The following is a 12,360-nucleotide window of genomic DNA, read 5'->3' on the forward strand; positions in this document are numbered from 1 at the left end:
CGAAAGTAACCTTTCGTCTCCCTGAGCGTTACTTCGGGGCGTTCCATCCCTAGATGACCAACGCTTGGATGCTACTCTTGGTACGGTTGATATTTTACGCAGGAACGGAATGGCTTGGTTTTCGCAAGCTATTTTCTTCCTGCAACGTTATATATCAAGTTATCAAAGAGCTTCATACAGCTATTTTATCGAAATTTTTCGACTACTACCAAACCGAAATTCGTTAAAAGAATAAAAAAGGGGGTACAGTTAATTGACACAAGTTAAGATTCATTTACGGCCGATCGTTCATAACATAAATTTACCGACTGTCATAAAAACAGCAATACTTCCAGGAGAATCAGTTGAAAGACTATTTATCGCAACCCAATTAGGAGAGGTTTTTTACATAGGAGACGGAGATATAAAGACATTTTTAAATATTCGTCACCGAATTATTAAATTAGGCACATTTGAAGAAGGTGTTGCTAGTAGCGGTTATGATGAACGCGGCTTACTAGGACTAGCGTTTCATCCGCAATTTAATCATAATGGCTTATTTTATATTCATTATTCAGTAGCTGGGGCTCAAGGACCGGGAGCGCTTTCAAAACAATTTAAACCGAATCCTTGTGACGAGAAAACTTTAAACTTAAAGTGGACAAATAGAGATACTCAATATGATCATATCGATACAATTGAAGAGTGGATTTTACAATCAAACGGTAAATCTCAAAAAAGAAGAACTTTACTTAATATAAGAAGGCCATTTTTTAATCATAACGGCGTAAACAGCTTAAACTTTTCACCTGAGACTGGAAAACTTGTTTTTACAAATGGAGATGGTGGTTCAGGCTATGATCCTTTTAATTTAAGCCAGGATGATTTAGAAATAGCGGGTAAAATAATTGAAATCGATGTAAGTAGAGATACATTCATAACCAATTCTCCAGTAGTTACACGCTTTAATGAACTTTCTTTATCCATACAAGAAACACTTACAGTAATTGCAAAAGGTGTTCGTAATATAACAGGTATTTCATTTCAAAGGTTTCATAATCAACATATCAAATATGCCGGTAACGTCGGACAAGATATTGTAGAGTCTATTTTTTCTTTTGTTCTATATAAACCAATACCAGTTACCGAAATCGTTCAAACCCATTTAATGAGAGATACACCTAATCAATATGGATTTATTAATTTTGGGTGGAGAGGATGGGAAGGAGAATTACCGACTTCTTTTATAAGGCACTGTTCTGAGAATCCAACTTTAGATGAGAGAATAATGGCTTATTATAATGAAACTATAGAAACATCAGTGCAGCGTATACAGCCTCTAATTAGTTATTATCATAAAGATTCCAGATCAGATAAATTTGAAGGAACTTCACTTACTGGCGTTCAACCATATATGGGAACTGCAATTCCTAGTTTGACTGGTAGTATTGTGTTTACTGATCTGGCTAAAAAAGAAAAATCGCAGTCTTCAGTAAAAGGTGCGTTAGCTTATTCTAGAGCTGGTACGCATGGTAAACATAATGACTTTCATGTTATTGAAACCCATTATGATTTCGGTGAGCAGGCAGCTTATTTTATGAGTTTGGGAACAAATTTGGATCAAACTAGATTATATTTAGGAGTTTACGGTTCTATGAAAGTAACTGATTTGAACAAAGGTACTATTTTTGAAATCGTTCCTTAATATGATAGACGCTCTCAGAATCATCGGAATTATTCATTATATAATCGTCCACTGTATAATTAGATATCTTTAGGGGGATTTTGATGAATCACTTTAGAAACTATTGGTATCAACCGATGATCGCTCATGGTACGAATGTTGTTCATAAAAGAAAGATGACGCCAGCAAAAAGATTAGTCATTACAGCATTACTCGGTTCACTTGCTGCTATTTTTCAATCTGCAGGCAACTTAATTCCCGGTATTGGGTTATTTATTAGTCCATTTGCGACGCTGCCGATCTTTCTAGCCATTTGTTATTCTATTCGTGAGGGAATATTCTCTTATATTCTAACTATTTTCCTGCTATTTATTATTGAGCCAAGTGAACTGATTGTCTTTCCCTTTACTACAGGTTTATTAGGTATAGCGTTAGGAGTATCCTTTATACAATTCAAGAGGAGGATTTGGGTTGTTTCCTTTTCAGCAATATGTTTACTTTTAGGTATTATGATCGTTCTTGATATTTTTCGCTTTCCTGTATTAGGTCCTACTGTTCATACAACTTTGGATATAAAAATTATATTATCGATATTTATAATGAGCTTTCTATATTGTTGGATCTATGCAGGCCTTTGTAGAATGATGTTGAATAGAGTATATAAAGTATGGTCTTAACAATTCCTCTTATATTATAAAAGAATGGAGATTTAGGTCGTGTATAACATTGAAATTAGGAGACCCAATTCGAATGATATAGATGAAATGAATTTGTTTTTTCGTCTTGTTATTACTGACACATTTAATAATGAAGGGTTATCACAATTATTGGATGACATAGAAAATGAAATACATACGAAAAAACAGTATTTGAAAAATGATTTGGAGAGCAATGGAGAAAGTCGTTACTTTTTATTAGCAATTGATACAAGTAATGATAAAATCATTGGAACAATTGAAATCGGTCCAGCAAGTACATTGATTCATAGTTGTACAGGTGGTGTACTTAAAGATTTATATGAAGTAGGAACTGTATTTGTACTACCTGAATATCAACGAAATGGTATAGGTAATGTATTACTACATGCAATGTATATTACGTTACTTAGCAGAGGAATAACAGAATTCTGTTTAGATAGTGGATACAAAACAGCGCAAAGTATATGGACGAAGAAGTTTGGAGAGCCTAGTTATGTACTGAAGGATTATTGGGGAGAATCAAGTGATCATATGATTTGGAAGAAGAGTTTACATGATACACCTATAATATTTGAATTATAAAATGAAATATGCCTCTGAACGTAGCTTTTCTTACATATGTATGCTATTATTTATCTTTATAATAAAAGAGGACGTGAATGAACTTGATTAAAATTAATATTCCTGAAGCTGATGTTTCGATTACTGAACGTAAACAAGTTATTAAAGGAGACGAGCCAATAATCACTCCAATTAATGGTTTTATTGATTTCCACTTGTTCCCTAGAGATAAAGGCGGCATTTTTATGTTTTACAATATTAATGACGAACTTCTTTTCGTAGGTAAAGCTCGTAAAATTAGACAACGTATTAAGAAGCATTTTGAAGACAATGTTTCACCAATTAAAAATCACCGTGATGAAGTATACCGCATTGATGCATGTATCGTAGAAGATCCAACAGAAAGAGAAATTTACGAAACATATATCATTAATGAATATAAAGCAAAATACAACGTTGATAAAGTATTCTATAAATAAGTAACAAAAAACAATCCTAGCACATATACTGGGATTGTTTTTTTATTTAAAATTAGTCCTCATATTTTTCTCCTTTTTTTAAATGATTCGCAGCAATAAAGCAGCATACACCTATACATATAAGTATAATTCCAACAGTGTTATGTTTTCCCTGAAATAAAGGAATATCAGAAATAACATTTGTCATACATAATCCTATAAATACAAGGATAGGTCCTGCCCATAGTAATACATTGCCGAATTTCGTATGTTTCCACATAGTAACCCTCCTCACTTCTTTTTACATATATATCCATAAATTAAAAGTAAATTCATAGAGAAATATAGTTTTTTTCATATCGAAAATTTAACCTTCATATATTGGTACAAGCAAATGAGAAAGGGGACCATCATGAATTGGTTAGAAGCTTTTATTTTAGGGATCATACAAGGTTTAACAGAATTTTTACCGATAAGTAGTACAGGGCATCTTTATTTAGGTAGGCATTTGTTTCAATTAGATGAAGCAGGATTATTTTTAGATACGATGCTGCATATTGGGACTTTACTTGCGGTGTTTATTTATTATAAAAAAGAATTTATATATTTAATTAAAAATCCATTTTCAAAATTAATGCTACTACTTATTATTGGGACGATACCCGCAGTTGTAATCGGATTGTTATTTAAAGACTTTTTTGAGGATATTTCAAAAACAGGTATTACGATTGGTTGGGAGTTTTTAGTGACAGGATTCTTTCTCTACATGGCGGATAAACAAAAGAATGGTCGTAAAAAAATGGACGACATTACATATAAAGATGCATTTATCATCGGTTCCTTTCAAGCAGCTGCTATTTTTCCGGCTATTTCTCGTTCTGGTATGACAATCGTCGCTGCATTATGGAGGAAGTTAGACCGCGAAACTGCTGCTTACTTTTCTTTTTTATTATCAACTCCAGCCATTGTCGGGGCTATTATTTTGCAATTAGCAGATGTTTATCAAGGAAAAGCAGAATCTATTTCTAGTACATCTTTAATTGTCGGGACATTATCAGCAGCATTTTTCGGTTACATAGCCGTTTCATGGATGATTCAATATTTAAAACGTCACTCTTTAAAAGTATTCGCGTATTACGTATGGGGATTAGGCATTTTAATTATAACGTTGCAATATACTCATGTATTTTAATTATAATGGTAAAGACGTTAATTAGTTTAAGATCCTGTTTCATTCATAAAAGACAGGATCTCTTTTTATTAAGGGGGAAAATATGTTTAATAAAGCTATCGTTATTGGCGGAAGTATAGCAGGAAAGCTCGCAGCAAAAGCATTATCAACTGCTTTTAAAGAAGTAATTATTATAGAAGCCGGTGAGAGATGGGATGGAAAGGCTTCGAGAAAAAGAGTTCCACAAAGTAATCATCCTCATGTGTTATTAAAAGGTGGAGAAAAAGCCATTGAGGAACTGTTTCCTACTATCACTAATGAACTAATTGAAGCTGGTAGTATCGTAAATAACTTTACTCGTGATTTAAAATGGCATCAATTTGGTTTATGGAAACAACCATTTATAGGAGAAGTACATTTGATTCAACAAAGTAGGTTTTTGCTTGAATGGCATATTCAAAAACGAATAGATCAGGTTTCTAATATTACTATTAAATATGAAACATTGATTGAAGGGTTATTAATAGATGGAAAACGTAACAAAGTATATGGAGTAAAAACTAAATGTTTAGAGACGGGCACGCAAGAAGAAATTAAAGCGGATATTGTTGTTGATGCGAGTGGATTTGGTTCAAAAAGTATAGCGTGGTTACGTGAATACAATATCGAAGTACCAGAAGAGAAAGTACGTATTGATTTATTTTACGCAACTAGAATGTTTAAACTTAAAGAAAATGAGAAATTAGACTGCTGTAATACGCTAATGTCTCCAAGCTTTCCTGACAATCCGTACGGCGTTCTTATTCAAACGATTGAGGATAATCGTTATTTTGTTACTTTCAGCGGATATGCAAATGAAAAAGCACCACAAACAGATGCAGAATTTTATAATTTTGCTGAGAACCTATCTATCTCTAATGTTACTGATTTTCTAAATAAAGCAGAGGCAATTTCACATATCAAAACGTACAAAATTCCATATCAAGTACGTAGGCGATTTGATTTAGTGGATAATCTACCAGAAAGATTGTTAGTAGTTGGAGATGCACATTGTCGTTTCGATCCTGTTTTTGGTCAAGGTGTTTCAGTTGCTGCTATGGAAGCCCACCAATTACAGTTACTTTTACAAAGAAGACAAAAGCTTGATAAAGCAGTTACACAGCAATTTTATAAAGAGACTGCTCATATCATACAAACTCCATGGGAGATGACTACAACGGAGATATCGCGTCATCCTCAGTTAAAAAGAGAATTAACAATAAAGCAAAAATTTCAGCTATGGTATACGAAACAAATATATCAACTATCTGCAACTGATTCTGACGTTTATATTCGATTAGTAAAAGTGATGAATTTAATTCGTAGTCCATTGCACTTATTTCATCCGAAAGTACTACTTGCTGTGTTACTGAAGCGAAAGAAATAGAAGGAAAATAGTTGGTTGAAAAAGAATATATAACAGTTAGTAGATATAGAAGGAGTAGTCAAGATGAAAATATACATAGAACAATTAAAGAAAAACGACGCTAAGGATTTATTTGCGTTTGAACTTACGAATAAATCTTTTTTTGAAACAATGGTACCAAATCGTGGCTCGCAATATTTTGATTTTGAATATTTTCAAAAACTACTAGATGATTTATTAATAGAACAAGCTGATGGAGATTCTTACTTTTATTTAATTCGTAATGAAGAAAAAGAAATTGTAGGAAGAATAAATTTAGTAGATATAGATACAGAAAATCGAAGCAGTTCGCTAGGCTATCGGGTCGGAGAAAAGTTTACTAAAAAAGGCGTTGCAACAGCAGCTGTAAAATTAGTTTTAAACGTAGCGAAAAATAATGAAATCACTGAAGTACACGCTAAAACAACTACTAATAATCTTGCATCACAAGTTGTACTAGAAAAAAGCGGATTTTCTTCTTATCAAAACGAAGCAGATACAAATTCTGTAGAATTAAACGGGGAACATGTGAAGTTTGTACATTATATATGGAGAAATACTTCGCGCTTATAATAAGGGGGACTTATACATGAATGATTTACGTTATCCAATTGGCCAATTTACATACAAACGTCCTATAACTGAAGAAATGATTGATACATGGATTCAAGAAATTGAAGATTTACCTAATGAACTAGCAAAGGCAATTAAAGATTTAGATCAGAAGCAGTTAGATACACCGTATCGCGTTGGTGGATGGACAGTTCGTCAAGTAGTTCATCACGTTGTTGATAGTCATATGAATAGCTACATACGCTTTAAATTAGCATTAACAGAAAAGAATCCAACAATTAAACCGTATAAAGAAGAAAAGTGGGCAGAATTACCTGATTCTAAATTGCCAGTAGATGTTTCACTAGTAATGTTAGATTCATTACATAAAAGATGGGTTAACCTATTATATTCTTTAGAACTTGAAGATCTAGAAAAGACTTTTAATCATCCAGAGTCTGGCGAAACAAAACTTGCTGCTGCAATTGGACTATATGCATGGCACGGACGTCATCATACTGCTCATATTACTTCATTAAGAAAAAGACTAAACTGGTAACATGAAGATTATTTTAGAGAAGGCGATAGAAAATGATGCAGCAGCTATATTTCAAATGCAAATAGACTCGTTTAATTCTTTATTAAATAAATATAAAGACTATGCAACAAACCCCGCAAATGAATCTATTGAAAAAACGATTATAAGGATAAATAATCCCAGTAATAACTATTATAAGATGATAATAGATTCTAACCTTGTTGGAGCGATATGCATATCCAAAAAAGAAATACCTAATAAATTTTGGATCAGTCCAATGTTTATTCATCCAAATTATCAAGGGAAAGGAATCGCTCAGAGGGTACTTATTTTAATTGAAGAGATGTTTCCAAAAGCACAGAGTTTTGAACTTGCTACGATTTTAGAAGAAGAAAGAAATTGTTTTCTATACGAAAAGATGGGGTATACAAGAACAGAAGTAATAAAAAAATTAAATGATAAAACAACACTTGTTTATTACAAAAAAGAAAGGTAAAGCATTTGAAATACGCTTTACCTTTTTCTGTTATTTTAGATTAAATATACAAAATTGGTGAATATTCTTCCAAAATACTCGGGTTAGTAATTTCACAAATGAATAAACATACGAAAAGACGTTATTTTGTCGTGTATGTTACTAACGCTTTTTGAATGCTTAAAACACTATCGTCACCTTTAAATTCTTTCGTAATTGGCGTATTCAAACTAGATACCCAAATTTTAAGCTCAGCATCTAAATCAAAATGCCCAGCTGTTTCAATGCTAAATTGTGTAATGCTTTTATAAGGAATAGAATGATACTCTGTTTTTTTACCTGATATCCCTTGTTTATCTACTAAAATAAGACGACGATTTGTAAATACGATTAAATCACGAATTAATTTATAAGCATGCTCAACTTTCTCATCGTCTAACATAATCTTCTCTAAATCACGTTCAACACTTTCTGTACTTGCATTTGATGCATTTCCTAAAATACCGCTAAATAAACCCATAGGAAATTCCTCCTCCATTATTTGTGGATTGTGTTACTTATATTGTACCATGCAATTTACTAAGAAATTATGACATTACTTTAGTAGTTTTTGGTTATTGTTGCAATTCATTTATATAACCTCATCTTAAAATCTTGTGCTAACATGTAAGTAAGAAAAAAGAAGCAGAGGGATAAAGCATGCAAAATATTGGTTTAGTGTTAGAGGGCGGAGGAATGAAAGGATTATATACTGCGGGAGTACTCGAATATTTTATGGAAAAGAGCTTATATTTTCCTTATGTAGTCGGTGTATCAGCTGGAGCATGTATGGGAGCAACTTATTTATCACGTCAAAAAGGAAGGAATAAAAAAGTAAATACAGAGCTAGTATCAGATCACCGTTATATATCTTATCGAAATTTGATTCGAAAACGTGAATTATTTGGAATGGATTTTCTATTTGATGAAGTACCGAATAAAATTGTCCCATTTGATTTTCAAACTTTCTTAAACTCAAAGGAACAGTTTGTTATAGGAACGACTGATTGCGATTCAGGAAAAGCAGTTTATTACAATAAAATAGAACACGGTAATGACATATTAAAAATCATTCGTGCTTCAAGTTCGGTCCCGTTTATAGCGCCTGTTGTAGAATATGATAATCGAAAATTGCTAGATGGAGGAATTATAGATCCTATACCAGTTTTAAAAGCGCAAACTGACGGTTATGAAAAGAACGTCGTAATTATGACAAAACCAGAAGGATATGAGAAGCAGCGAAATAAGTTTTCTGGACTAGCTAAAATTTTATATAGAAAATATCCGAATATTGCAGAGTCTTTAGTAGAACATTATCGTTGTTATAATGAGACGATATCTTATATAGAACAAAAAGACAACTTTTATGTCATTCAGCCAAGTGTACAGCTTCCTATAAGCGGAATAGAAAGAAAGAAATAAAGAAAAACTCGTCAATCTATATAATCTTGGCTATACAGATGCTCAATATCATTATGAAAAATTAGTAAGTTGGATAGAGAAATAAAGGGGTGGAAAGTTGCTATTAGGTAAAAAAGTTATTTTTAATGAATTGCAGAAAATGCATAGCCCGCTGCATAAACCATTTCCGTATCGTGCTACAGGAAAATTGCAGCGAGATTTAAAAAGTAAATTTACCGAAGATGACTGTATAAACGCTGATTTTAATCATTATTGGATGCATACAGCAGGTACATTAAATTCTGTACTAAATAAAAAAGAAAAGAATATTTCGTTTCAGCAAATACAATGGCTAAGGAAATCATTTTTTGAATGGTTTCCGCAATATCGTTTTATTGAAGCAGAAATTGTGAAGTACCCCATTTTATATCGAGATTTCATGAATTATGAGATGACCCGAAAACTATTGTGTGCATCAAGAAGTAAAATATACAACAATTGCCGGTTTCAGTCTTGGTGGCTTAGCAGCTTGTTATGCAGCGCTTCAAAATCAACACATTTTCGGGAATGTGTTGTCAATGTCTGGATCCGTACATTGGAAAAAGGATGCTTATGAAAATACAATTCCTTGGATTGAAAATCAAACTTCAACTATAGATTCAAATGCAATGCAACCTCATTTTTATATAGCAGCAGGAGAGCTTGAAAACGAACCTCTTTTAACGGCTAATAGGAGCCTATATAAAGCTTTAAAAGAAAAGGGACATCAAATTACTTACGAAGAGTTTCAAGGCGGTCATGACCGTATTTGGTGGCAAGAAAAGTTATTTGATGGGTTGAAAGCTTTAAAACTTACAAAAAACACACTATAAAATAAAAAGGAGAGAGAATCTATGAATCAAAAAGAACTAGATAAAAAACTAAAAAAACAAGAGATTTTAGTGAAAGATGAGAAAGTTTGGTCTTATACGTATGAGGACCATATTAGTTCTATCGTTAAAGAAGCAGAAAAGAAAGGGTCTTTTGATAATATGCCTGGTAAAGGGAAACCTCTAAATCTAGATAAAGACCTTTCGTACAATCCTGAAAAGCAACTTTATAGAACGTTAAAGAATAATCATGTTTTACCTAGGTGGATTGAGCTTTCAAAAGAAATTGATGATTTAAATGAAAGGTTAAAAGAAAATACAAATACTGCAGAAGCAGCGGATTTAATTCGAACTATTAATAAAAAGGTTTTAGAACATAACTTACTTTGTCCACCAAGTGCGCAAAAAACAAGGGTGAAAACGGACTTTTAACAATTTTCAATGAAGCCATCTCTTGCTATATAATTAAGTAAGGCATTTTCAATTCATTATTAAAGGGAGGCAAATGTAATGAAGAATACGTATCAAATTCAAATTCCGAAAGAACTAGAGCAGTATCGTACTATTTTAGAAGAAAGTGTGAAACCGTATATTAAAGTGTCTGGAACATTAGCAGAAACAACGCTTTTTGATAGTAAGTTTGGTGGTTATCCGTATTTACCTATAGATCAAGAGCATCCTAAAGATTCAAATGGACAACCTATGATGTTACTTGCTCAGCTAAACTTTGAAGAAATGCCACATGTTGAATATATGCCTCAAGAAGGAATGTTACAGTTTTTTGTAAGTGCTGATGATGAGCTTTACGGAGCAGATTTTGACCATCCAACAACCCAAAAAGACTTTCGAATTATTTATCATTCTACAATTATAGAAGATTTAAATAAGGTTATTACTGATTTTAGTTATTTAAACACTTTAGAATTAGAGGACTTTATCATACCTGAAGCAGCGAAATTGAAGTTTGAATTAGCTTATCAACCAGTAACATCAAGTGATTATCGATTTGAAAAGATGTTTAGTGAGGAAATTGATTGGGAAGAAATTGTTGATGAAGAAAATAATACAGAATTAGGCGAACTGTATGATGATATATATGTAAGTCAAGGGCATAAAATAGGCGGTTATCCATTTTTCACACAGACAGATCCAAGGGATTGGGAAGTAAAATATGAACATCATGACATATTATTGCTACAAATCGATACAGACGATTCATTAAATATTATGTGGGGAGATTCTGGTGTTGCTAATTTCTTTATAAAGAAAGACGATTTATTAAATCTAGATTTTTCCAATGTTATTTACAATTGGGATTGTTATTAAAAACTTATAAATAAAATACTAGCAAGCTAAAAAATCTTCCTGAAGGTGAGGGAGATTTTTTATGTTAAAAATAAACGTTATGTTAACTAGAATACAAAACGATGAGTGAAATGAAAGTCAAGCCTAAATAACAGAAATAACAACAAATAATGTAAAGTTGTAACACGTGTGTAAATAGCAATAAATTCATTAAGTAACACATAAAATAAAAATATAAATTTATATTTTGTATAGAAATAATTTTTCTGTATAAAAATTTCTCGCCGATCAAAAATGTTTTTGATTCGTTTAATCGTAAGCGATTATTGATTAAGATTTGCTGTGATGGATTTATAACAAATAAAAACGATAAAAACTGTACAAATTCGTTTAGATACGATTTTGTGTGCATCTCACTAAAAATCTCTGTTTCATCTCATTAAGTATAGTTTACTTGGTTTTTGATACCTGAGATTGCTTTGTTTCTGTAACTGCCTATAATATATATTATGTTAACAGTAAAAAAATAATAAACTTATCATATGTTAGTAAAGGTTGTTAGGCTCCCTTTTTCTTTTGATTCATTCTGTGTGATGGATTGTTTAGTTGTTTGTTTTTTGTTGTTTTATAAGTTGTTTATAAAAATGTCTCCCGATATAAATTATATTTAGACAATAAAAAATGCAATTCGTTTTAAATGAACGCATTAAACGAATTGCATTGATATGATGACGAATAAGTTTTTAAAATTAGTTTGCTACAGCAATTGCTTCGATTTCAATTAATAAGTTGTCGTTAATTAACTTTCTAACTTCTACAGCTGAACTTGCTGGTGGATTATTAGTGTCAATGTATTGATCTCGAATATCTCTAACAATGGCCATTTGAGAAATGTCTGTTAAGAAAAATGTTAATTTTGCTACATCATTGAAATTTAAGCCTGACGTTTCTAATGCGATTTTAATATTTTCAAATACTTGTCGGGTTTGTGTAGATAAATCATTAATTCCAACAATTTGACCATCAGTGTTAATTGCTACTTGTCCAGATATGTAAATTGTTCGTTTAGCGTTACTAACTTCCACTATATGTGAGTATCCAAAAGTTGGGGGCATCGTTTCTGGATTGATAAATTTCTTTTGCATGGCTCTTCTCCTCTTTGAATATCTTATTTTCTTTATATTAG

Annotated in this window: 14 protein-coding genes and 3 pseudogenes; 14 read left to right on the plus strand and 3 right to left on the minus strand. The window is 32.0% G+C overall.

What is annotated here, in order from left to right; all coding sequences use genetic code 11:
* Positions 1-253 precede the first annotated feature (253 nt).
* From ACTFOB_RS01240 to ACTFOB_RS01255, 4 genes are all read left to right on the plus strand, one after another.
* A complete protein-coding gene (locus ACTFOB_RS01240) occupies positions 254-1,684 on the plus strand; it encodes a PQQ-dependent sugar dehydrogenase (RefSeq protein WP_440024044.1) in 1,431 nt (476 codons plus the stop codon).
* 83 nt (positions 1,685-1,767) lie between these two features.
* Positions 1,768-2,340 carry a hypothetical protein gene (locus tag ACTFOB_RS01245; RefSeq protein ID WP_440024046.1) on the plus strand — a complete coding sequence of 191 codons (573 nt, stop codon included), beginning with the start codon at positions 1,768-1,770 and terminating at the stop codon, positions 2,338-2,340.
* 39 nt (positions 2,341-2,379) lie between these two features.
* Complete coding sequence (locus ACTFOB_RS01250; RefSeq protein WP_440024047.1) at positions 2,380-2,943, plus strand: GNAT family N-acetyltransferase; 564 nt, start codon at positions 2,380-2,382, stop codon at positions 2,941-2,943.
* A gap of 77 nt (positions 2,944-3,020) precedes the next feature.
* Positions 3,021-3,401: a nucleotide excision repair endonuclease gene (locus ACTFOB_RS01255; RefSeq protein WP_001048941.1), complete on the plus strand. Its 381-nt coding sequence runs from the start codon at positions 3,021-3,023 to the stop codon at positions 3,399-3,401.
* Between the two features lie 52 nt (positions 3,402-3,453).
* On the opposite strand, the gene ACTFOB_RS01260 is transcribed toward ACTFOB_RS01255, so the two are convergent.
* The gene (locus ACTFOB_RS01260; RefSeq protein WP_440024049.1) at positions 3,454-3,660 is read right to left on the minus strand and encodes a hypothetical protein; all 207 of its coding nucleotides are present in this window, start codon (positions 3,658-3,660) and stop codon (positions 3,454-3,456) included.
* A gap of 132 nt (positions 3,661-3,792) precedes the next feature.
* On the opposite strand from ACTFOB_RS01260, the gene ACTFOB_RS01265 reads away from it, so the two are divergent.
* The 5 genes from ACTFOB_RS01265 (at position 3,793) to ACTFOB_RS01285 (ending at position 7,581) form a co-directional block, all read left to right on the plus strand.
* Entirely contained in the window at positions 3,793-4,572 is a 780-nt protein-coding gene (locus tag ACTFOB_RS01265) for an undecaprenyl-diphosphate phosphatase (protein WP_429608336.1), read from the plus strand.
* Between the two features lie 82 nt (positions 4,573-4,654).
* On the plus strand, positions 4,655-5,977 hold the full coding sequence (locus ACTFOB_RS01270) for an FAD-dependent oxidoreductase (protein ID WP_440024051.1): 1,323 nt from the start codon (positions 4,655-4,657) through the stop codon (positions 5,975-5,977).
* Between the two features lie 63 nt (positions 5,978-6,040).
* A complete protein-coding gene (locus ACTFOB_RS01275; RefSeq protein WP_440024053.1) occupies positions 6,041-6,568 on the plus strand; it encodes a GNAT family N-acetyltransferase in 528 nt (175 codons plus the stop codon).
* Positions 6,569-6,584: 16 nt separating this feature from the next.
* Positions 6,585-7,106, plus strand: coding sequence for a YfiT family bacillithiol transferase (locus ACTFOB_RS01280; RefSeq protein ID WP_429608339.1), 522 nt, complete (start codon positions 6,585-6,587; stop codon positions 7,104-7,106).
* A gap of 1 nt (position 7,107) precedes the next feature.
* Positions 7,108-7,581, plus strand: coding sequence for a GNAT family N-acetyltransferase (locus ACTFOB_RS01285; RefSeq protein ID WP_440024055.1), 474 nt, complete (start codon positions 7,108-7,110; stop codon positions 7,579-7,581).
* A 121-nt stretch (positions 7,582-7,702) separates the two neighbouring features.
* Here ACTFOB_RS01285 and ACTFOB_RS01290 read toward each other — a convergent pair whose 3' ends face one another.
* Positions 7,703-8,080, minus strand: coding sequence for a PH domain-containing protein (locus ACTFOB_RS01290; RefSeq protein ID WP_414205679.1), 378 nt, complete (start codon positions 8,078-8,080; stop codon positions 7,703-7,705).
* A gap of 179 nt (positions 8,081-8,259) precedes the next feature.
* Between ACTFOB_RS01290 and ACTFOB_RS01295 the strand changes: the two are divergent.
* From ACTFOB_RS01295 to ACTFOB_RS01315, 5 genes and pseudogenes are all read left to right on the plus strand, one after another.
* Positions 8,260-9,106: pseudogene (locus ACTFOB_RS01295) on the plus strand (patatin-like phospholipase family protein).
* Between the two features lie 12 nt (positions 9,107-9,118).
* Positions 9,119-9,469: pseudogene (locus ACTFOB_RS01300) on the plus strand (YxiJ-like family protein); the annotation flags it as partial.
* Positions 9,465-9,872: pseudogene (locus tag ACTFOB_RS01305) on the plus strand (alpha/beta hydrolase); the annotation flags it as partial. The pseudogenes ACTFOB_RS01300 and ACTFOB_RS01305, both read left to right, overlap by 5 nt.
* Positions 9,873-9,893: 21 nt before the next feature.
* On the plus strand, positions 9,894-10,301 hold the full coding sequence (locus ACTFOB_RS01310) for a DUF1992 domain-containing protein (RefSeq protein WP_440024058.1): 408 nt from the start codon (positions 9,894-9,896) through the stop codon (positions 10,299-10,301).
* Between the two features lie 78 nt (positions 10,302-10,379).
* The gene (locus ACTFOB_RS01315; protein WP_440024060.1) at positions 10,380-11,195 is read left to right on the plus strand and encodes a YwqG family protein; all 816 of its coding nucleotides are present in this window, start codon (positions 10,380-10,382) and stop codon (positions 11,193-11,195) included.
* A 728-nt stretch (positions 11,196-11,923) separates the two neighbouring features.
* Here ACTFOB_RS01315 and ACTFOB_RS01320 read toward each other — a convergent pair.
* Positions 11,924-12,319: a RidA family protein gene (locus tag ACTFOB_RS01320; RefSeq protein ID WP_440024062.1), complete on the minus strand. Its 396-nt coding sequence runs from the start codon at positions 12,317-12,319 to the stop codon at positions 11,924-11,926.
* Between the last annotated feature and the right edge of the window lie 41 nt (positions 12,320-12,360).

It is taken from the genome of Bacillus cereus group sp. MYBK79-1, assembly GCF_051915365.1.
Lineage (GTDB): Bacteria > Bacillota > Bacilli > Bacillales > Bacillaceae_G > Bacillus_A.